Source organism: Flavobacterium sp., from assembly GCF_036515215.1.
In the GTDB taxonomy this organism is placed as follows: domain Bacteria; phylum Bacteroidota; class Bacteroidia; order Flavobacteriales; family Flavobacteriaceae; genus Flavobacterium.
Genome location: NZ_DATBVQ010000112.1, coordinates 1 through 18,748, shown reverse-complemented (window position 1 = coordinate 18,748; position 18,748 = coordinate 1). Strand labels below are relative to the sequence as shown.

20 protein-coding genes, 2 tRNA genes and 1 riboswitch are annotated in these 18,748 nt (G+C 37.7%); of the genes, 7 read left to right on the top strand and 15 right to left on the bottom strand.

Features of this window, described 5'->3' with window-relative positions; all coding sequences use genetic code 11:
• From VIH09_RS07820 to VIH09_RS07800, 5 genes are all read right to left on the bottom strand, one after another.
• Positions 1–396: hypothetical protein (locus tag VIH09_RS07820; RefSeq protein ID WP_331579596.1), on the bottom strand; the 396-nt coding region annotated here is incomplete at its 3' end.
• An 82-nt stretch (positions 397–478) separates the two neighbouring features.
• Positions 479–1,345 (bottom strand): hypothetical protein, encoded by an 867-nt coding sequence (locus VIH09_RS07815; protein ID WP_331579594.1) that lies wholly within the window; start codon positions 1,343–1,345, stop codon positions 479–481.
• 214 nt (positions 1,346–1,559) lie between these two features.
• The gene (locus tag VIH09_RS07810) at positions 1,560–2,342 is read right to left on the bottom strand and encodes an ABC transporter ATP-binding protein (RefSeq protein ID WP_331579592.1); all 783 of its coding nucleotides are present in this window, start codon (positions 2,340–2,342) and stop codon (positions 1,560–1,562) included.
• Positions 2,342–3,373 (bottom strand): iron ABC transporter permease, encoded by a 1,032-nt coding sequence (locus VIH09_RS07805; RefSeq protein ID WP_331579590.1) that lies wholly within the window; start codon positions 3,371–3,373, stop codon positions 2,342–2,344. Before VIH09_RS07805 ends, VIH09_RS07810 begins: the two co-directional genes overlap by 1 nt.
• A gap of 1 nt (position 3,374) precedes the next feature.
• Positions 3,375–4,517, bottom strand: a complete 1,143-nt coding sequence (locus VIH09_RS07800) for an ABC transporter substrate-binding protein (RefSeq protein WP_331579588.1) — start codon at positions 4,515–4,517, stop codon at positions 3,375–3,377.
• 82 nt (positions 4,518–4,599) lie between these two features.
• A riboswitch (cobalamin riboswitch) is annotated at positions 4,600–4,835 on the top strand.
• A gap of 102 nt (positions 4,836–4,937) precedes the next feature.
• On the opposite strand from VIH09_RS07800, the gene VIH09_RS07795 reads away from it, so the two are divergent.
• Complete coding sequence (locus VIH09_RS07795; RefSeq protein ID WP_331579586.1) at positions 4,938–6,890, top strand: TonB-dependent receptor plug domain-containing protein; 1,953 nt, start codon at positions 4,938–4,940, stop codon at positions 6,888–6,890.
• Between the two features lie 70 nt (positions 6,891–6,960).
• On the opposite strand, the gene VIH09_RS07790 is transcribed toward VIH09_RS07795, so the two are convergent.
• Both VIH09_RS07790 and VIH09_RS07785 read right to left on the bottom strand, forming a co-directional pair.
• Positions 6,961–7,578: an N-acetylmuramoyl-L-alanine amidase gene (locus VIH09_RS07790; protein ID WP_331579584.1), complete on the bottom strand. Its 618-nt coding sequence runs from the start codon at positions 7,576–7,578 to the stop codon at positions 6,961–6,963.
• 67 nt (positions 7,579–7,645) lie between these two features.
• The gene (locus VIH09_RS07785) at positions 7,646–9,091 is read right to left on the bottom strand and encodes a S41 family peptidase (RefSeq protein WP_331579582.1); all 1,446 of its coding nucleotides are present in this window, start codon (positions 9,089–9,091) and stop codon (positions 7,646–7,648) included.
• Positions 9,092–9,214: 123 nt separating this feature from the next.
• Between VIH09_RS07785 and VIH09_RS07780 the strand changes: the two genes are divergently transcribed.
• From VIH09_RS07780 to VIH09_RS07765, 4 genes are all read left to right on the top strand, one after another.
• Positions 9,215–9,730: an RNA polymerase sigma factor gene (locus VIH09_RS07780; RefSeq protein WP_331579580.1), complete on the top strand. Its 516-nt coding sequence runs from the start codon at positions 9,215–9,217 to the stop codon at positions 9,728–9,730.
• Positions 9,711–10,154: a hypothetical protein gene (locus VIH09_RS07775; protein WP_331579578.1), complete on the top strand. Its 444-nt coding sequence runs from the start codon at positions 9,711–9,713 to the stop codon at positions 10,152–10,154. Before VIH09_RS07780 ends, VIH09_RS07775 begins: the two co-directional genes overlap by 20 nt.
• 14 nt (positions 10,155–10,168) lie before the next feature.
• Positions 10,169–10,747 carry a DUF4252 domain-containing protein gene (locus VIH09_RS07770; protein ID WP_331579576.1) on the top strand — a complete coding sequence of 193 codons (579 nt, stop codon included), beginning with the start codon at positions 10,169–10,171 and terminating at the stop codon, positions 10,745–10,747.
• 62 nt (positions 10,748–10,809) lie between these two features.
• Positions 10,810–11,343: a DUF4252 domain-containing protein gene (locus VIH09_RS07765; RefSeq protein ID WP_331579574.1), complete on the top strand. Its 534-nt coding sequence runs from the start codon at positions 10,810–10,812 to the stop codon at positions 11,341–11,343.
• Between the two features lie 910 nt (positions 11,344–12,253).
• Here the strand turns inward: VIH09_RS07765 and VIH09_RS07760 are convergent.
• The 3 genes from VIH09_RS07760 to VIH09_RS07750 all read right to left on the bottom strand — a co-directional run bounded on the left by VIH09_RS07760 (position 12,254) and on the right by VIH09_RS07750 (position 13,381).
• The gene (locus VIH09_RS07760; RefSeq protein WP_331579572.1) at positions 12,254–12,652 is read right to left on the bottom strand and encodes a hypothetical protein; all 399 of its coding nucleotides are present in this window, start codon (positions 12,650–12,652) and stop codon (positions 12,254–12,256) included.
• Between the two features lie 532 nt (positions 12,653–13,184).
• Positions 13,185–13,267 (bottom strand) — tRNA-Leu (locus VIH09_RS07755).
• A gap of 41 nt (positions 13,268–13,308) precedes the next feature.
• Positions 13,309–13,381, bottom strand: a tRNA-Lys gene (locus tag VIH09_RS07750).
• Between the two features lie 126 nt (positions 13,382–13,507).
• On the opposite strand from VIH09_RS07750, the gene VIH09_RS07745 reads away from it, so the two are divergent.
• Entirely contained in the window at positions 13,508–14,026 is a 519-nt protein-coding gene (locus tag VIH09_RS07745) for a shikimate kinase (RefSeq protein ID WP_331579570.1), read from the top strand.
• Here VIH09_RS07745 and VIH09_RS07740 read toward each other — a convergent pair.
• Together VIH09_RS07740 and VIH09_RS07735 are read right to left on the bottom strand one after the other, a co-directional pair.
• Entirely contained in the window at positions 14,018–14,518 is a 501-nt protein-coding gene (locus VIH09_RS07740) for a phosphoribosyltransferase family protein (RefSeq protein ID WP_331579568.1), read from the bottom strand. The two genes, VIH09_RS07745 and VIH09_RS07740, sit on opposite strands and share 9 nt — an antisense overlap.
• A 33-nt stretch (positions 14,519–14,551) precedes the next feature.
• Positions 14,552–14,944, bottom strand: coding sequence for an RNA-binding S4 domain-containing protein (locus VIH09_RS07735; protein WP_331579566.1), 393 nt, complete (start codon positions 14,942–14,944; stop codon positions 14,552–14,554).
• Positions 14,945–15,022: 78 nt separating this feature from the next.
• On the opposite strand from VIH09_RS07735, the gene VIH09_RS07730 reads away from it, so the two are divergent.
• Positions 15,023–16,009: an FKBP-type peptidylprolyl isomerase gene (locus VIH09_RS07730; RefSeq protein ID WP_331579564.1), complete on the top strand. Its 987-nt coding sequence runs from the start codon at positions 15,023–15,025 to the stop codon at positions 16,007–16,009.
• A 72-nt stretch (positions 16,010–16,081) separates the two neighbouring features.
• Here the strand turns inward: VIH09_RS07730 and VIH09_RS07725 are convergent, their stop codons facing one another.
• The 3 genes from VIH09_RS07725 to VIH09_RS07715 all read right to left on the bottom strand — a co-directional run bounded on the left by VIH09_RS07725 (position 16,082) and on the right by VIH09_RS07715 (position 18,589).
• A complete protein-coding gene (locus tag VIH09_RS07725) occupies positions 16,082–17,035 on the bottom strand; it encodes a transketolase family protein (RefSeq protein WP_331579562.1) in 954 nt (317 codons plus the stop codon).
• Positions 17,036–17,122: 87 nt separating this feature from the next.
• Positions 17,123–17,977 (bottom strand): transketolase, encoded by an 855-nt coding sequence (locus VIH09_RS07720; RefSeq protein WP_331579559.1) that lies wholly within the window; start codon positions 17,975–17,977, stop codon positions 17,123–17,125.
• A 180-nt stretch (positions 17,978–18,157) separates the two neighbouring features.
• Entirely contained in the window at positions 18,158–18,589 is a 432-nt protein-coding gene (locus VIH09_RS07715; protein ID WP_331579557.1) for an OsmC family protein, read from the bottom strand.
• Positions 18,590–18,748 lie beyond the last annotated feature (159 nt).

The window sequence follows — 18,748 nt, the reverse complement described above, 5'->3', positions numbered from 1 at the left end:
AATAGGAAAACTCCTTTGCTGGTCCAGTCCCTTAATGGCCCAATATGCTGCACTGGCAACAGCCGCATCGGGGTCGGCAAATTTTTCTCGTTCATGAAGGGCAAAGCGTTCATATTTTGGTTTGATATTATTAAGTGCATCATGCACCGCTATCTGAACGATGGCAAAATAACGGGCGCGGCTGGGCTGAATCATGGGCGCACCAAGGACGGTTGCTGTTTTTTCATTCCAGTACATCACCATATCATTTTCTGCAAAACCGGAGGTCTTTATTTTTTTATCGGAATTGGAAGTGTTTATTTCTTCATTACTCATGGGTAAATCTTCTTTCCCGCAGGAAATAATCAGCAAAAGAATAACGGAACACATGCTTGCTCCTTTTAAATAATTTTTCATGACAGTTAATTTTTAAATGAAAATATAAATTGTTAGAAAGGAAATTAAAGAGAGGAAGTCTTTCAAACTACCTGATTTCTAATTAATAAGGCGTAGCTACTCTATGTATAAAATCGCTTAAAGTTATTTTAATATTGCCAGTCTTAGGATCATTATAAATGTTGTATTTCGTTGGGTAATTCCCCGCTTTTGCAAATTTTAAAGGTTGTGAGTAAGCATTGTTTCTAGACTCTACATTTAATAATAAGTAGTTTAAAGTCACCATAGGTTCGACAAAAATAAAGTTGCCATCGAAAGATCCATATATCATTATTTTTGTGAACGGCAGAAAGGCTCCTAAGTTTGTTGGTATCCAGTGTTTTCCCATTTGGGCCTCGGCGGTAGCAGCACCGGGAGGAGTGAAATAATTTTCGGGCCAATATTCCATAGGAGGAAGGTTATTAAACAAGGCATCGGTGCTTGGAGAATATTCAGGTATTGCCAGTTGTTCTTCAACTGATATCATGTAAAAATGAATATCAAAATGGGGCACGTCGAAAACATGTTCCGGTTCATGACCATTGGGGTTCCAATTGAGTCCAATATGATCAAAGGGTGTTACCTGGCTCGCTTTAGGGTGTAATGGAATGACAATTGTAGAACCCGCTGGAGGAGAGGATTTTTTATCTCCTTGAGGATTTAACAACGCTTCTCGCGTCATTTCAATTCCAATTTCTTTTGGGTCTCCGGCAAGATCGACACTAACCCACGACCGCACTTTTCCGTCTCCTAGAGTTACTTGGGGTCCCTTAAATTTAATGACCTTATCTGCACTCATTTTCTCATTAAAAGATTTGGATGCATTTTTTTGTAAATCAACATTAATCATTTCGTCCTGACTACAGGAATAGAGGAAAAGGAAGCTTCCCAACAAAACGATTTTTTTGAGTAAAGTACACGAATTTTCCATAATTAAAAGTTTTTAAAGATTAGTTTTAATGATGTAGATAAGTTGAGCTTTGGGGAAAAATAAAAGTACAACAAAGATATGATAATTTACATAAGACGCTGATTATCAGTAATTAATAATTCATGTAAATAAATGTTAAAGTTGAAATGCCGAAATAGTTGAATTGTAAGTTGGAAATTAAAATAGAAACTATCTTCTCTAATTTGTTGCCAAGTTAAATAAAGAAGAACCTTCCTTTTTCTGCATCGAAGACAATATGTTCGTCCTTGAATAAAGTATTAAAACTTCCTTTCGAAATGAAATTGCAGGGTTCGTCCTGGACAACAGTTTCTGGAGTCATAATGATCATTTCGTCGCTAAGCTGGATCGCTATGTCGATGTCATGCGTTGAAAACAAAATGCATTTTTCCGTTTCTTGAGTGAGTCTTTTCAATAGTTTAAATAATGCCACTTTGTGCAATAAATCCAAGTGGGTGGTGGGTTCATCCAAAATGATTAGAGGAGTGTCTTGTGCCAAAGCCCTTGCGATCAATACTTTTTGCAATTGGCCGTCGCTGATTTCGTAGTATTTTTTTGCCGCCAAATGACTGATTTTCGTCAGTTCCATCGCTTCATTAACTTTTGCAACATCCAGTTCCGATAACTTCCCGATCCAATTCGTGTAGGGTTGTCTCCCCAATGCGATGAGCTCAAAAACGGTCAGATTGCTTGGGGGCAATTTTTCGGTTAGAACGACACTTAAGTTTTGGGCTAACGTTAGCGAATCCAGTTTATGGATGTTTTGTCCATTAAGTAAAACGGTTCCGGAAAGCGTTTTTTGGATCCCCGTTAAGGTTTTCAGTAAGGTAGATTTGCCAATACCGTTTGCACCAATCAAGGAAATCAGCTGTCCTTTCTCCAGGGTCAAATTAATATTCGAAGAAATGATTGTGTTTCCTTTTTTATGGGAATAACCAATGCTGATATCAGAAGCCTTTAAGATTGTCTTATTTTCCATTATCCTATCATTTTACGTTTTCTGATCAACAACCAAATAACTATGGGCGCCCCAAAGATGGAGGTTACCGCATTGATAGGTAAGGTAATATCGCCACCGGGAACTTGCGAAATGCTGTCGCAAATCAACATAATGCTCGCTCCAAAAAGCAGGGTGCTCCAAAATAGAACAACGTGATTACTGGTCTGGAAAACTAATTTAGCAATATGTGGGACAGCCAGACCTATAAAGGCGATCGGGCCCGCAAAAGCGGTAATGCTTCCGGCCAAAATGCTGGTGGAAAAGATGATTATTAACCGTGCCTTTTTATAGTTCAAACCCAAGCTACGCGCATAATTTTCTCCTAAAAGCAGCGCGTTCAAAGGTTTTATGCTGAAAAGGCTCAAAAGCAGACCTATCAGAACGCAGGTAAATAAAACCAGTATCGATGTCCAAGATAGATTCCCCAAATTCCCCAAGGACCAGAAAGTGAATTTTTGTAGCTGTTCTGCAGTGCTGAAATAGCTCAAAGTCCCCACGATGGCACTTGTTAAACTGCCGAACATCAACCCGACAATTAGTATTGCCATGGTGTCGCGCAATCGATAGGAGACTACTAAGACCGCCATCAGAACGAGAAAGCTGCCCAAGCTGGATGCCAAAACTATCCCGTAAGACGACAGTAAGAGCGAAGCCACAGATGCCGGCAGAAATGCGGCTCCCAGAATAACCATTGCAACTCCCAGACTGGCTCCTGAACTAAGGCCCAAGACATAGGGTCCTGCCAATGGATTCCTGAATAAAGTTTGCATTAACAAACCACTAATTGAAAGTCCCATGCCCACCAAAACAGCGGTAATCGCCTTAGGCAAGCGGTAGTCAATGATGATGTATTGCCAGGTCTCCTTACTGGAAGTTCCGCCTATGAGGCTGTGAATCACTTCTTTTAGGGGAATCGAAACAGATCCCAAGCTGATGTTGATTACGAACAAGCAAAGCACCACAATGGTTAGGATCAGGAAAAGAACAGTATTTCGTTTAGTTTGGTTCAATTTATTCTAATTTCTGGAAGAAAAAAAGTTTATGATTGGGTAACAACTCGGGATGAAATATTTTAATCAGGTCTTTCAGGACCCAGTCTGGACGAGATGGGGACAATTCAAAATATATAATGCCGCCTTTCGCCCCTTTGTTTATAGCGTACGAATATACTTTTTTATTTTTAAATGAATCAAATTGCGCATAATGCGGATTGCTGTCGCTCATTTGTTTCAACGAAGAGAAATCTCCGGGGGCAATCCAGAATTCCGCTCTCTGTGCCTTTTCCAGTACTACTTCAAAGGGAAGCGACAGTCCGCCGGTTCCTTTGGTGTCTGCCCATAGGTAATCTGCATGGGCATCTTTTAGAAAAAGTGCAGCCCAGCTTTCGCCTTGCGGGACATACCATTGGTCTTGAAACATGGCTCCGGCAAGTACGGTGGGTTTTTTCGTGGCCTTTTTGGCCAAAGCCAAAGTCGCATTGTATTCTTTTTCGATTCCGGAAAAAATCGAATCTGCCTTGGAGTCCAATCCATACAAGGCGCCGAAGAACTTGATCCATTCCGCTTTTCCAAGAGGAGATTGCTCGGTCCAATCGCCATTGAGCATTACCTTCAGGCCGCTTTTTTGTAATAGGTCCAGAGTGGGATTGCTGTTGTTCAGTCCGAAACCAACAATCACGTCGGGTTGCATGTCTATCAAAACTTCGGTGTTGAGATTTTCATTTTTCCCGACTTCCCGAACTTTTCCTGCGTCAATTCTTTTTCTGGTTTTCTCTGACGAAATAAAATCAGTATCGGGAAAGCCAACCAAAGTGTTTTCGACTCCCAACATTTCCAATGCGGGAATATGCGTGGTTGAGGTAACCACAATCGTTTTTACGGGAATGGGAATGATGGTAAAATGCTTCAAACTGTCCGGAATGATTGCGTTTTTTTGTTTCAAAACATAGCTGAAGCTTTCTTTGGCCTCGGGCCAAGGATTGGTTATTTTCACTACGGAATAGCCGTTGTATTTGTGTATTTCAAATCCTTTGGCATATTGGATTTCATTTTTGGACGAAGCTATGTCGGCATTAGAAACTTCCTTTTTTTGTTTGCATCCAAAAGCAAAAAGGATACACAGAAAAAGGATAGTTTTTAAAGATGCTGATTTCATATAATGGTTTTCAAGTGCTGCAAAGGTATATTTAATCCTTTTTAAAAATCAAATTTTATTTTTTATTCGGGGGATAAAGTTATATTTGCAGCCGTATTGAGGTTGCTGTTTTTAAAATTAAAAGACGGCATTAAAAGGGAAGTGAGTGATTGAAGTTTGAGGATTTAACAATCGAATTCAGAAATCAAAAATCTTGCGCTGTACCCGCAACTGTAAGCTAATAAGCTTGTTGTTATCTACAAACCATTGTCTGCATGGCGGATGAGAAGGTAAACAACAAGACGCAAGCCAGGAGACCTGCCTAATACGATGTGTATCAAACTTTCGGGAAAAAAGGTTTGGGTATGGGTTATTTCATACTTTTCTCCCATTTTTACTCATGTAGCGGCAAATAGCTGTTATTAAAAATGTTTTATTAAAATGAACAACAAAATCGTTCGTATTAGTGCGTTATGCGTGCTGATAACTTCTTGTGCTTTTGCGCAACAAAAAGAAACCCTTTCTCCTGCAAACGAGTTGGATGAAGTGGTAGTTTCAGATTCTAAATTCGCTTTGGAAAAAGAAAAATCAGGAAAAGTAATTGTAAAAATTACTGCCGAGGAATTGTCCAAAAAATCAGGACAGTCCCTTGCTACCGTTTTAAGTTCCGTTGCCGGAATGGAAATAAACGGGAATAAGAGCAGCGCCGGGAAAAACCTGGGCTATTACATCCGAGGAGGAAGAAACCGTCAGACATTGATACTGATTGATGGGATTCCGGTTACTGATGCTTCGGGTATTAATCTGGAGTATGATTTGCGATTGATCCCTGTTGACCAAGTGGAAAGTGTTGAGATTATGAAAGGGGCTGCAAGTACCTTGTACGGTTCGGGAGCTGCTGCAGGTGTCATTAATATTACTTTAAAAAAAGCAGGGAAAAAAGCAATTGCCGGAAATGTGCATATGAGCATCGGAACGCAAACTACTGCCGATAGGGTAGATTATAGACCGCAAGATTATAACCAAGGACTTTCGGTGAATGGAAGGTCGGAAAAATTCAATTATTATGCGTCTTTAAACAGTACGGAAACAACAGGTATATCTGAAGCTGCCGTTCCGGAACCTGCCACTTTCGAAGATGATCATTTTTCCAGAATTAATTCATTAGTTAAAATGGGATTTACTCCAACAAAAAAGTTAAGCTTGGATTTCTTTGCCAATTATGACAGGCTTAAAAATGATTTTGACAGTACATTTGATAATTTCAATGACCCTGATACGCCTTTGAATGTTTCAAGATCTGAGCAATTCCGTTTGGGGTTTTCACCCAAGTATAAATACAGTAAAGGGGAATTCGTAGTGAACACAAGCTTTAACACGATTGAAAGGAATTACAATGTTTTCAGCAGTTATTCAAATGCTGTGAATGTAAGCGATTACAAATCAAGAAGTGTAAATGCGGATGCGTTCAACAAATATGCATTCAACAAACAATTTTTTGTAGTGTTGGGGACTCAATTTCAGTTTCAGGAAATGGATTCAAAGACAGCTTATGACGCAATTGCTGCCGAAACTGCCAAATTCAACACGATTGACCCCTATTTGACGGCGGTTTACAATTCTGATTTTGGTCTAAATCTTAACGTTGGAGTTAGAGATAATATGCACAGTGTTTATGGGAACCATTTCGTGTATAATGTGAACCCATCCTTTTCATTTTCTGGATTGCCATTGAAAGTATTGGCTTCTTATAGCACAGCTTATATTACACCAAGTTTGTATCAATTGTATTCCCCCTATGGAAATTTAGATTTAATGCCTGAGGAAAACAGTACGGCGGAAATTGGTTTTGAAGTGGTTTTATTAGCCAAAAAACTGACTTTTAATGCGGTTGCTTTTCACAGGGAAGAGAAAAACTCATTCGGATTTTTTACCAACCCAGACACATACGCTTCAAATTATATCAATATAGTTGGAACGAATAACGCAAAAGGAGTCGAAACAATGGCTTCTTACACTTTTTCAAAGGAATTAAAAGTGAATGCAAATTATACTTTCACGCAAGTCGAAGAGCCTTTAAGTCGATTGATTCCAAAGCATAAGGGGAATGTTTCACTGGATTATCAGCCAACGGCTCGAGCTTTTTTCAACCTAAATTATCAATATGTGGATCAACGAAAAGACGCGTTTTTTGACGGTGGCACTTACGCTACGACTCCCGTGATTCTTGATGCCTATCAATTGTTTAACGCTTCGGCAAAATACGATCTTATTAAAAATAGAATGACTGTATTTGCGGCAGTAAACAATATGTTAAACGAGGAGTTTGTTGAGTCTGTAGGGTACAGCACAAGGGGTAGGAATTTTAAAATTGGAATGAACATCAATTTATAGCGCTTTCCTTTCAACCAAAAAGAAGAGGCTTTCATCACTGAAAGCCTCTTCTTTGCTTATATGAACGATATTATTTCAATTCAGAAAAACACTCTATAATTTTTTTTGCTATTTGATTCTGTTCGTTATTATTAACAAGGTTTTTTTTGTCGATATCATTGGTTAAGTAACCGAGTTCCATTATGACTGCCGGCACTTCTGAGTTTTTCAAAATATGAAAATTGGCGTTCTTAATTTCTGCAACTTTATAATTTGAATCTAAAAACTTAGTTTGGAAATTCTCGGCTATTAGGTTCGACTTTTCATAAAAGTTAGATTCTTTTGAAACATAGAACTCCATACCTGATGTATTGCTGTTCGGACTTGCATTCACATGTAAGGACAAAACTAAATCCGGTTTGATTGTATTTATAAAGTCAGTTCTATCCTTGAGCGGAATAAATCGATCTGTCGATCTGGTATAGTGGATGATGATGTTTTTATTTTTGTTGAAAGCCTGAATTTTGGCAATCACCTGGTCTATAATTTGTTTTTCAGTAATTTCAGCTATAGTGGAGCCAAAATCTTCTCCTCCATGAGCCGCATCAATAACCACATTTATTTGTTTCGGTTCTACTTTTTTTGGACTAGCGAAAGCAAAACAAATCAAGGCAATCAATGTCAAAAATAACTTAGTTCTATTTCTCATAGTTTCTGTTGATTGAGGTGAATTATTCATAACGTATTAAAATACAACATATTGCTATTATTTTGAATTAATCCAAGGCTTTTAAGATTCCTTCCGGTGCTTTCTCAATATACATTTGGTTTTGTAGGCCATCCAACGATTTGGTATCTTTAAAGTAATTGAAATCTTTTTCGGGGTTTTGTTTCAGCATTTTTCCGGTTCCAGTGATCTTTCCGATAGCAGTGCTTAATAAAGCTTCGGAGTTGTTTCCTAAAATGTCTAAATTGCCCAAATTCTCTTTCAATAAATAATTTGGTTCAAGACCGCTGTAATAATCTCCAAAACCTGCGGCATTTACGATTTTTAAAACTATCGGCTGCATAGCATAACGATGATTTGGATTTCTGTTGTCTTTTCCAAAGGTAGGGGAGTCATATAAAGTAACGGAGCCTACATTTTTTCCCGTAGTAACGTCCCCTATCTGAACCACATCCATATAGGGTTTCAAGCCGTTTATAACAAGCTCACTTGCCGAGGCGGAACTTTTGGTGGTCAGGATATAAATTTTAGATAAGTTTAAACTGTTTATTGGGGTGCTTCCTATTTTATCTGTGAAATTGTTTTTTAACGCTTCCGGATCAGCAGATTCAAAATAAGAGTTGATTTTATCATTCCATTGTTGTTTCGCAAACACTTGTCCGGTATATTGTCCCGTTATCATGCTCGCCAATCGGGTTGCGGTAAGAACTGAACCACCTGAATTGTATCTCAAGTCTAGCACTAAATCCGTAATCCCTTGCGATTTTAGCGCCCCGAAAGCATCGTTTAATTGTATGTCGTATTCGGCATAAAAACCGTTGTACATTAAGTAACCGATTTTGTGCGTTCCAGAAGTAATCACCTTATTTATTAAAATCGGGTTTTCGGCCAAAATCGTTTTTGTCAGTGCAACTGATTTTCCATTTGGCGTAATTGCTCCTCCATCATAGTCGGCTAAATTTAAAGTATAATCATCCGCTGCCAGCAAAGACTGGTAATTATTTATCGTAAGTTGGGTTCCATTAATGCCGTAAAATATAGAGCCTCTTTGAATATCCTTTGTTGACGCAGCAGAATTGGGTAGAATGTAACGAACATATCCAAAAATGTCGGTCGTACTTCCTGGTTTGTATACTAAACCGAATTCAGCTCCGTGATTTTTCGAAATTCCTCCAAGAGCCTGTTCCAATTCTAAATAATCAGATACAATCCAGCTGAAACGATCGATTGATTTGTCTACCCTTAGCGCATCAAATAATTCCTCTGGAACGGGATAGCCTCTCAAAAAATCATTCAGAGCATCTTGCGAAGCAAAGCGATCGTCGGCTAAATTGGGAACATCTGCCTGCCACAAATAATATTGATTTAATCCTTTCCATATAAAATCTTGGACTTCCAGATTAATGGGTGCCGCATTATCATCCATGTCTTGACAACTTTGGAATGCAAAAATGGCTAAAAAGAATAAAAGGATAAACTTAAAATTGGTTTTCATAGGTTCGTTTTCGAGATATAGGAACGTAAAAATAGTAACTTTAGTTTTATTTTGTATACTTTGTAACAAAAATAACATTGCTTCGTCTTGATATTATAAGCCGAACTAAAAATTTCTTGATTTATGGATCAAATAGAGTTTCTGCAACTGACCTCACCGTTCAAGGACAAAGTATTTCGCTTGGCCAAGCGTCTGCTGATAAGCACCGAGGAAGCGGAAGATGCAACGCAAGAAGTCCTGGTAAAACTGTGGAGCAAAAACGAGAGCCTGCTGGGGTTTAACAGCGTTGAAGCTTTTGCGATGACAATGACCAAAAATTATTGCTTGGATCAGCTCAAGTCTAAAAGATCGGGAAATCTAAAAATGGTTGATGAGTATTTTAGTGATGATACGCAAAGCTTAGTTAAGGAAGTGGAAGATGGCGACAGTTTGGACTGGGTTGAAAAAATAATCAACCAATTGCCCGAACAACAACGGTTAATTATCCAGATGCGAGATGTAGAACAATATGAATTTTCAGAAATCGCAAAAATAATGCAGATGAATGAAACGGCCATACGGGTCGCGCTTTCAAGAGGAAGGAAAACCGTAAGGGAATGCATGACAAAAATCGAAAATTATGGAATTGAAAAATATTGAAATACTATTAGAAAAATACTTTGACGGAGAAACCAGCATTTCGGAGGAGAATGAACTGCGAAAATACTTTTCTTCAACAGATGTTTCGGCACATTTAATGCACCACAAACCTATGTTTGCTTATTTCTCGGTCGCGGCAGCGCAAAAATCAGAGGATAAAAAAGCCATAAGGTCTGTAAAAAGCAAGACAGCCTGGTTGTCTATTGCGGCTTCAATAGCTGTCATTGTTGGGGTTGTGGCCTACGTGCAAAATCGGACTGAAGTTGCGAATTCTGATCTGGGCACTTATGATAATCCTGAGGTGGCTTTAAAGGAAACCCAAAGAGCATTGGCAATGTTGTCAAAGCATGTAAATACTGGCATAGAAAGTGTAACATATGTTAAAGAATACAAAAAATCAAAAAATTTAATTTTCAAACAATAATAAATACAAAAAAGATGAAATCAAAAATTGCCCAAAACCCCAGAAAAACTAGATTCAATTTGAGTAAAAAGTTTTTAATCACATTGATGGTTGTGTTAATTTCCAGCCCGTTTTTCGCTCAAGCAGCCTTCGACAAATTCGATGGCCAAGATGATGTTACTTCCATTGTGGTCAATAAGAAAATGTTTGACCTGATGAGTAAGGTTAAAGTTGACGCTTCCGATAAAGAAACGCAACAATATATGAATTTGATAAAAAAACTGGATAATTTAAAGGTTTTCACCACGAGTAGTTCAAGAGCCACAGGAGAAATGAAATCAGCTGCCGATAAGTACATAAAAACGGCTGGCTTAGAAGAACTGATGCGCGTTAACGACAGCGGTAAGAACATAAAGATATTGGTTAAGTCTGGAGCTACCGATTCTCAGATTAGAGAGCTTTTGATGTTCATTGAGGGCGGCAGCAAGTCAAATGAAACGGTTTTAATGTCCCTGACTGGTAATTTCGATTTGAATGAAATTTCGATTCTAACCGATAAAATGAGAATACCGGGTGGGGAAGATTTAAAGAGAGCCACTAAAGGGAAAAAATAAAAAGTATTTTCCTGATTGCAAAATCAAAAGAAAGCCAATAGAAAATTAAATAAAATGTGAATATGAAAGCAATTTATAGTATCTCGGCGTTGTTATCGGTGCTTCTGATGAGCTGCAATTCGGGACCTACCCTGCAAAAATATTTTGTAAAGAACACTGAAAATAAGAATTTCATCGCGATGGATGTCTCTCCGAGCATTTTAAACGTTGACGAAACAAAATTGTCGGTCGAGCAAAATAACGCGTTACATTCTTTTGACAAAATGAATATTTTGGCTTTTAAGCTAAATGAAAAAAACAAGGATCAGTTTGATGTGGAACGTGCCAAAATTGATGTTATTCTAAAGGATCCCAAGTACCAGCAGCTTATGAAATTTGGTTCCGGAAAGCAGAGCGCATCGATAAGTTACGTTGGTTCTGACGAACATATTGAAGAGTTTGTTTTATTTGCAAACAGAAAAGAAACAGGGTTTGCTGTGGTTCGAGTTTTAGGAAAGGATATGAATCCCACAAACATTATGACGATGCTTTCCGTTCTAAAAGAATCTAAGGTTGATTTAGAACAATTGAAACCATTGCAAGAATTGATAAAATAAATTAATTCTTATTTTATTCCAAGCGTCTCGATACTATATCGAGGCGCTTTTTTTGTGGGTTAAATGGGATTGCATAATGAGTTTTATATCATCTTAGCTAAAAGTTTTGGTCAAATTAAACTTTAATTACAGAATGATGAAAGTTATTCTTGAAAAAATGATCTGGACAACAATTTTAGAGGTCATTTTTCTCTAAGTGAGAAAGTTAAAAATAATTGAAATATCACTAAAAGTTGGTATTGTGATGATAGCGTAAAACCTTTTTCTTTGTATCGCAACAAGTTTAGCATATTGAACCAGATTTGAATTGTTTAAAACATTAAGTTAATAGCATTATGGCAGGTTACGGCAGCAACGGATTGATAGGGGGAAATAATAAAAACAAAAAAATGTTTTTCTATATAGGCTCCTTTTTTGTAATCCTTTTGGGTTTGTTGGGAGTTTTAATTTTAATATTTGCTTTAAGTAATCTCAATCATTTTTATTAAGGTGAACTGAAAGAGTAAGCAACGCGTGAGAATGGTTATGATTTCGTCGGATTTATAAATTACAACCAACGGTTCCATCGTTCGTCTATTTTAATTAATATCACTAAAAGTGGGTATTGTGAGTATAGATTAATTATTGGAAATTTAGGATAGTACAAATCTGATTTTAAAATCGAAATAAGATGAATAAGAACAAAGTAATCAAGTCTCTAAATCAACTGTTTTATCCTTTAGGATTAGTTGTCTTTGTATTGCTAATTATGTCATTGACCTGCCTAATAATTGCGACTTCATATGCACTTATTTATTGATTATAGTCAAATTGCGGGTTGCGACTGGTAGTTTTGTAGAAGTATACAAAGTAAGAAGTACTTCATTTCTATCTTAGCGGATTAAATTAAATATTTTCGGGTGTACAAAAACTATTTTTTGAGCAATTCTATAGCAGAATCACTGTTCCATTCAATTTTTGTGTCAGATATTTTCTGAAACGAGAATGTTTTTTGTTGCCCTGAACTACTAATTTTGACGCTATATGAAGTACTTGTAATTACCTCTTCAACTATTACATTTGTTCCGGATTTTCTTTGGCTATCAATGATTTCTTGTTGACAATGTTCAGCAACTCCTATAAGGGTGCATAAATCATTTGCGCTAAATTTAAATCCCGTACGTGAATCCAATCCAAATAGTTCTTGTTTCCATGTTCCTTGAATCCACTGGGGCGGATGAAAATCGGAAATCAACGCAGTGTGGCTGTTGTCCGGAGGCGAACAAGAAAAAACAAGAAAAGCCGTCAGAATATAAAGTATATTTTTCATGACATATTTAGTTTATTTAATATGATGCAGAACGGCACTATTATCATAAAAACGGAAATAGTAGCAAATTCTAATAATTTTATTAAAACAAGTATAGACATGCAATAGTTGTCTTTAGTGATGTTTAGAATTATTGTTTTGCTAAAGTACCTTGGTAAAAAGTAGGTATCGTACGGTTTTCCTCATTGTGAGCACATTTATAGTATAAATATTTATGATTCGGGGAAAAAAGGGTGTTTCTCGTTATGATAAAAAGTTGCGACACGGCAAACGGTTCTGCGTCAGTAGGGCGTCTTTGGTGGGCTGGTATCAACTATTGGTGATAGTGTTGTATTGGGTAAATGGGAACGTGTTTTTTCATCGTAACCGGTAAGCTAAAATACTAGAGAAGGCACTTTTTCATTTGAGCATTTTTATGGAAATAGAAAAGGATGAAAAGTATGGGCTGGTATAACTAATTGTACATTTTTAAACAAAAAAAATCTTAACTACCTTCGTTTAAGTAATTAAGATTTTGTTTTTAATTTAATAGTGACCACGGCGGGATTTGAACCCGCACGCCCTTGCGAGCACCAGCCCCTCAAGCTGGCAAGTCTACCGTTTCTCCACGTGGCCTAATGAAAAAAAGGCCAAGTAATAAATTACTCGACCTTTTGTGACCCGACTGGGGCTCGAACCCAGGACCCCATCATTAAAAGTGATGTGCTCTACCAACTGAGCTATCGAGTCATATTCTTTCCTTGAATGCGGGTGCAAATATAAGGACTTATTTTGGAGTTTGCCAAGCTATTTTAGTATAAATTTGTCTTTTTTTAACAATAAATCTTAACGCCTTAGTATATAAGGTTTTATTCTATGAGAAAAATTATATTATTAGGCTATATGGGTTGCGGGAAGTCAACGATTGCCAAAAGACTGTCGAAAACCATAGGTTTGCCATATGTGGATTTGGACCAATATATCGAGCAGAAAACAAATTTATCCATCAATGCCATTTTTCAGCAACGGGGAGAAATCTATTTTAGGAAGCTGGAACATCAAGCATTTGTTGAATTGTTGAATTCTCCGGAGCCATCGATTATTGGACTCGGTGGGGGTACTCCTTGTTATGCCAATAATCATGAGTTGCTGATAGGGGAAAATGTGTTGTCCATATATCTGAAGGCATCTATTCAGACTTTATTCGATAGATTGTCTTTAAACAAAACAAAAAGACCCCTTGTAGCCGACAAAGGCGAAGAGGAACTGAAGGAATTTATTGCCATGCATCTTTTCGAAAGGAGTTTTTATTACAATAAGGCTCAGTTTACCGTATCTGTAGACGAAAAAACTATAGATCAGACCGTTTTGGATATCCTCGCTATTTTAGCTTAAGTAGGCATAGCTATTTCCGTTTTCATCGAAAACCACCTGAACATGCTCTAAAATTGATGTGGAGAGCGAAATTCCCTTGAAATCTGCTTTTACAGGGTATTTTTTGTGATTGCGATCAACCAGGACTGCCGTTTTGAATTTTTTCAAAGGAACGTCCAGGAAATGTCTTATGGCGTAAATTAATGTGGTGCCCGAGTTTAATACATCGTCAACAAGAATCAATCCCTTATTTGCGTATTGTTCTTTTAACAAGGAAGTGTGTATGGGTAATTCGGGATTTTGTTTGTCGATTTGAACCTCACAAAGAGAAACTTCCAATGGGGAAATTTTTTTGAGTTCTTGCGCGATTTTTTCTGCAAAAATGAAACCGTTTGTCGCAATGCCCGCCAGGACTACTTCGTTTTCATCCACAAATGTCTCGTAGATTTGGTAGGCAATCCTTTTTGTTTTGTGCTCAATTTCTTGATTTGTCAGAATGATATTTTTACTCATTATTGTTTAATGTTACAAGTTTAATGTTTCAGGTTATTCTAAATCGTCGTTCTCTGAGATGATGTCATTTCCAAATTCGTCGATGTCCCGTCTGTCTTTTTTGGTCGGTCTTCCGGTACCATTTTTTCGATAGTGTTCTTTCGATAATTTTAATAATTCCAAATGCTGGTAAGCTTCGGCGGGGGTGTCGTTTCGTCTATAAATGTCGACTAATTTGGCTCCCACGCGACTTTCCGGTATATCCAGAACAGTGATGATTTGGGTGATTTGATCCTTTCTGAACGTGATTTTATCGGTTGCAAAAACCTCCTTTGAGGGTTTGGCCACAAGGCCATTTACGGTAACATGATTTTTTTTGCATGCCTCTGTTACCATATTTCTTGTCTTGTAATATCGGACACACCATAAAAATTTATCTATTCTCATAAAAATTCTAAAATCAGAGTTAAATAGTTTACAAAAATCAATCAATATTGTATCTTGCGCTCTTAAAAATCAGCAATAATGAACAAATTTAAGTATTATTTTATTTTAATAATTACAACATTCTCTTTATTTTCATGTTCGAAGAATAATGACGCTTCCGAAATTACACCCCCACGAGATTTTGCAGTGCAATATGCTACTGATATTACAAATATTGAAGAATATTTAAAAACATACTATATCACGGTTGTAGATCATGCCGGTTTTGTTGATGATCAAGATGTGACCTATACAAAAATAACAGATGCGGCAAATCAGCCTTCCATTTATTCTTATTTAAATGCATCAACATTTCCTAAACTTTTGAGTCGAGAGGTGAAACTTCACGATATTACTTATAAAGTGTATTATTTAGTGCTAAGAGAAGGTACTGGTGCTGCGCCTTGTAATGTTGATGGTGTATTGGCGGCTTATAAAGGTGACTATTTAGAGCAAACGGTAACCTCAAATGTAACTTCACTGACAGCGACAACCTTTGAAGTGGCTAAGTACCCGCAACAAATGTTAAGCTTGTATAGCACAATAACAGGTTGGAGTGAAATATTTCCTCAATTTAAAACAGGAAGTTATACCGCCAACAATGATGGCACCGTTTCTTACAGTGATTTTGGTGCAGGTGTAATGTTTATTCCTTCCGGTTTGGCTTATTATTCTGCTGGTAGTGCAAGCATTCCCGCTTATGCACCTTTGATATTTAGTTTCAAATTATACGAAATTAATAGACAAGATCAAGATAGTGATGGAATACCTTCCTATCTGGAAGATAAGAATGGAGATGGTTACGTGAAAGTTTTAGCAACAGGTGTAGAAAATGCAGATGATACGGATAAGGACGGTATCCCTGATTTTTTGGATGTCGATGATGATGCGGACGGCTATAGCACCAAATTGGAAATTACGGCTGCTAATGGCACGATAATCCCTTTTGCTGATATCCCAAGCTGCGATGGCGATACTACCGATCCGGCAAGGTTAAAGAAACATTTAGACAAAAGCTGTCATTAAATAAATACTGTTACTAAATACAAAATCCCGTTCGCATAGCGAACGGGATTTTTTTATGATAATAAAAGAAGATTATTTTCTTTTGATAACTCTTTCTACTGCTTCAACAATCGCTTGATTGTTCAATTTGTATTTTTCCATTAATTGGGAGGGAGTTCCGGACTCACCGAAACTGTCATTAACGGCCACGAACTCTTGTGGAGCGGGATTGTTCAATGCCAATACTCTAGAAATGCTTTCTCCAAGACCTCCAAGAATGTTGTGCTCCTCGGCTGTAACGATACATTTTGTTTTAGCCAATGATTTTAGAATCGCTTCCTCGTCCAATGGTTTGATCGTATGAATGTTGATTACTTCAGCAGAAATTCCTTTTGCTTCCAATGCTTCCGCAGCAACAAGCGCTTCCCAAACTAAATGTCCGGTCGCAACTATCGTCACGTCTTTACCTTCACTTAAAAGAATGGCTTTTCCAATTGTGAAAGGCTCGTCAGCTGGCATAAAGTTAGGGACAACCGGACGGCCAAAACGTAAATAAGCCGGACCATGATGGTCTGCTAATGCTAAAGTTGCCGCTTTAGTTTGATTGTAATCGCAAGTGTTGATTACGGTCATTCCCGGTAACATTTTCATCAAACCTATATCTTCAAGGATCTGGTGCGTAGCTCCGTCTTCTCCTAAAGTTAATCCGGCGTGTGAAGCACAGATTTTGACATTTTTTTCTGAGTAGGCAACAGATTGACGGATTTGGTCATAAACTCTTCCTGTAGAAAAGTTAGCGAAAGTTCCTGTGAAAGGAATTTTTCCACCAATAGTTAAACCTGCGGCAATTCCAATCATGTTCGCTTCAGCAATTCCGATTTGGAAAAAACGCTCTGGATGATTTTTCTTGAAATCATCGAATTTTAATGATCCTATTAAATCAGCACAAAGTGCCACCACATTTTCATTCTTTTGACCTAGTTCAGTCATTCCCGCTCCAAAACCAGAACGGGTGTCTTTGCTTCCTGTATTTGTATATTTTTTCATGTATTTTAAATTCAAAGATTTAAAAATTTAAAAATTGAAAGATTTTGAAGTAAAATTCAAAATTTGCAATTCAAAATTCAAAATTATTTAATAATCTAGCTCGCCGCCTCTATTATAGTTTTGTGCTAGAGCATTTTGAAGTTGTTCGTCATTTGGCGCTTTTCCGTGCCAAGCATGCGTATGCATCATGAAATCCACTCCATTACCCATTTCTGTGTGTAGTAATACACAAACCGGTTTTCCTTTACCTGTTCTTGATTTTGCATCGGTCATTCCTGCAATAACAGCTTCGATGTCGTTTCCGTCTAGTATCTCAATCACGTCCCAATCAAACGCTTCAAATTTTGCACGGATACTTCCCATCGGTAGTACTTCGTCAGTTGAACCGTCAATTTGTTTTCCGTTCAAATCGATCGTGGCGATAAGGTTGTCCACTTTTTTGGCGGAAGCATACATGATCGCTTCCCAATTTTGACCTTCTTGCAATTCTCCGTCACCGTGAAGTGTGTAAATTAAATGATTGTCATTGTTTAGCTTTTTAGCCTGCGCTGCTCCAATTCCTACCGATAACCCTTGTCCAAGTGAACCGGATGCAATTCTTACTCCCGGTAAACCGTCGTGAGTGGTAGGGTGTCCTTGTAATCTTGAATTGATAAGACGGAAAGTCGCTAATTCAGAAACCGGAAAATAACCGCTTCTTGCTAAAACGCTGTAAAAAACCGGGGAGATATGACCGTTTGAAAGGAAGAAAAGATCTTCTCCAATTCCGTCCATGTCGAAACCTTCTTTGCGTTCCATTAGGTTTTGGTACAAAGCTACCAGAAATTCAGTGCAACCAAGTGATCCCCCTGGGTGACCAGAGTTTACGGCATGTACCATTCGAAGAATGTCTCTTCTGACTTGGGTAGTTAAATCGTTTAATTGTTGTGTGTTAGGCTTCATTTTGTGTGTAAAAGTTAAACTGCTGCAAATGTAATTTTTATTTTGCCGTAAGACAAATGATTTCCGCAATAGTTATAATGGATGTTTCAGGTATGAAAAAGCCCCAAATCGGGGCTTTTCTAATTAAAAATTCTAATTTGCAGTGTTGAGCTGGAATCCGGAAACCAAGTTTCCGTTATTTTAGAATTTTATGGTGGTATCCAAGCTCGTCCTGGACTTTATGGAATTTGAAATTAGACAAGCCGCTTCCGATTTCTGTAGTATTCTTTCGGCCCTGTCTTTATCGGATTCCTTAGCGATCTTTAAGACTGGCTTAAGCGCTATTTCTGTCATCAGCAATTTACCCTCGACCAATTCTAATTTGCCTGTCGCAGAACATTCAAAACTTAAGAATTCCAATTTAGAATTTTCGGCGATAGCTAAAAAGGTGGTCATATAACAACTGTTGACCGCCGCGGTCAGCAAGTGTTCCGGAGACCAGATTGATTCCATTCCCTTCGGAAACTGTGGAGGGGTTGCCACTTCAATGATTTGAGTTAGTTCTGGAGACAAAATTTCTCCTTTTCTTTCCGAAATCCATTTTAAATCTACGTTGTATTGATGATTTTCCATATTGTTATTTTGATGTTATTTCTTCGAATTCTATGTCCTCTGAGGTATTTGTGTTGTGTTTCTTTGTAGGTATGGCACAACCATTCGTGCCACAACAACCGGTATTTGTAACGGCTTGATACAATAGGAAAGCCGCTACTAGACCTGGGAATATACTCT

Excerpts from the sequence above, each read along its gene's own strand:
- VIH09_RS07775 (WP_331579578.1), top strand. The coding sequence starts at position 9,711 with ATGGAATTGAAAAATATTGAAATACTATTAGAAAAATACTTTGACGGA.
- VIH09_RS07815 (WP_331579594.1), bottom strand. The coding sequence starts at position 1,345 with ATGGAAAATTCGTGTACTTTACTCAAAAAAATCGTTTTGTTGGGAAGC.
- VIH09_RS07760 (WP_331579572.1), bottom strand. The coding sequence starts at position 12,652 with ATGAAAAATATACTTTATATTCTGACGGCTTTTCTTGTTTTTTCTTGT.
- VIH09_RS07800 (WP_331579588.1), bottom strand. The coding sequence starts at position 4,517 with ATGAAATCAGCATCTTTAAAAACTATCCTTTTTCTGTGTATCCTTTTT.
- VIH09_RS07795 (WP_331579586.1), top strand. The coding sequence starts at position 4,938 with ATGAACAACAAAATCGTTCGTATTAGTGCGTTATGCGTGCTGATAACT.
- VIH09_RS07735 (WP_331579566.1), bottom strand. The coding sequence starts at position 14,944 with ATGAGAATAGATAAATTTTTATGGTGTGTCCGATATTACAAGACAAGA.
- VIH09_RS07715 (WP_331579557.1), bottom strand. The coding sequence starts at position 18,589 with ATGGAAAATCATCAATACAACGTAGATTTAAAATGGATTTCGGAAAGA.
- VIH09_RS07790 (WP_331579584.1), bottom strand. The coding sequence starts at position 7,578 with ATGAGAAATAGAACTAAGTTATTTTTGACATTGATTGCCTTGATTTGT.
- VIH09_RS07720 (WP_331579559.1), bottom strand. The coding sequence starts at position 17,977 with ATGAAGCCTAACACACAACAATTAAACGATTTAACTACCCAAGTCAGA.
- VIH09_RS07740 (WP_331579568.1), bottom strand. The coding sequence starts at position 14,518 with ATGAGTAAAAATATCATTCTGACAAATCAAGAAATTGAGCACAAAACA.
- VIH09_RS07765 (WP_331579574.1), top strand. The coding sequence starts at position 10,810 with ATGAAAGCAATTTATAGTATCTCGGCGTTGTTATCGGTGCTTCTGATG.
- VIH09_RS07785 (WP_331579582.1), bottom strand. The coding sequence starts at position 9,091 with ATGAAAACCAATTTTAAGTTTATCCTTTTATTCTTTTTAGCCATTTTT.
- VIH09_RS07770 (WP_331579576.1), top strand. The coding sequence starts at position 10,169 with ATGAAATCAAAAATTGCCCAAAACCCCAGAAAAACTAGATTCAATTTG.
- VIH09_RS07780 (WP_331579580.1), top strand. The coding sequence starts at position 9,215 with ATGGATCAAATAGAGTTTCTGCAACTGACCTCACCGTTCAAGGACAAA.
- VIH09_RS07745 (WP_331579570.1), top strand. The coding sequence starts at position 13,508 with ATGAGAAAAATTATATTATTAGGCTATATGGGTTGCGGGAAGTCAACG.
- VIH09_RS07810 (WP_331579592.1), bottom strand. The coding sequence starts at position 2,342 with ATGGAAAATAAGACAATCTTAAAGGCTTCTGATATCAGCATTGGTTAT.
- VIH09_RS07725 (WP_331579562.1), bottom strand. The coding sequence starts at position 17,035 with ATGAAAAAATATACAAATACAGGAAGCAAAGACACCCGTTCTGGTTTT.
- VIH09_RS07730 (WP_331579564.1), top strand. The coding sequence starts at position 15,023 with ATGAACAAATTTAAGTATTATTTTATTTTAATAATTACAACATTCTCT.